The organism is Psychroserpens sp. SPM9 (assembly GCF_025153525.1).
Taxonomy (GTDB): Bacteria; Bacteroidota; Bacteroidia; order Flavobacteriales; family Flavobacteriaceae; genus Psychroserpens.
In genome coordinates this window covers 1-750 of sequence record NZ_JANZNR010000036.1, presented here as the reverse complement: position 1 = coordinate 750, position 750 = coordinate 1, and the positions used below count along the sequence as shown (strand labels likewise).

At 43.6% G+C, this 750-nt stretch carries 1 pseudogene; it reads right to left on the bottom strand.

Going from position 1 to position 750, the window contains the following annotated elements:
- Positions 1–750: pseudogene (locus tag N4270_RS17090) on the bottom strand (hypothetical protein); the annotation flags it as partial.

Genomic DNA, 750 nt, shown 5'->3' with positions numbered 1-750 from the left:
TGAAATTGGTAATGTAGCATCATGAGTGACTGTCACTGTGCCTCCACAATTATCCGTTGCTGTTGGTGCGGTTAAACTGGTTACTTCACATTCCGCGGTGATATCTGATAAGTTAACAGCATCTGGTGTTGGTACTGTCACATCATCAATAATTACATTTTGAGTTTGTGTGGATGTGTTGCCGTTGCCATCATCGTAAGTCCAAGTCACAATCGTTGTTGTCCCTTCTCCTGAAATTGGTAATGTAGCATCATGAGTGATTGTCACTGTACCGCCACAATTATCCGTCGCTGTTGGTGCAGTTAAACTCGTTACTTCACATTCCGCAGTGATATCTGATAAACTAACTGCATCTGGTATTGGTGCTGTTACATCATCAATAATTACATTTTGAGTTTGTGTGGATGTGTTGCCGTTGCCGTCATCGTAAGTCCAGGTCACAACCGTTGTTGTCCCTTCTCCTGAAATGGGCAGCGTCGCATCATGAGTGACTGTCACTGTACCGCCACAATTATCCGTCGCTGTTGGTGCGGTTAAACTTGTTACTTCACATTCCGCTGTGATATCTGATAAACTAACAGCATCTGGTGTTGGTGCTGTCACATCATCAATAATTACATTTTGAGTTTGTGTGGATGTGTTGCCGTTGCCATCATCGTAAGTCCAGGTCACAATCGTTGTTGTCCCTTCTCCTGAAATTGGTAATGTAGCATCATGAGTGACTGTCACTGTGCCTCCACAATTATCCGT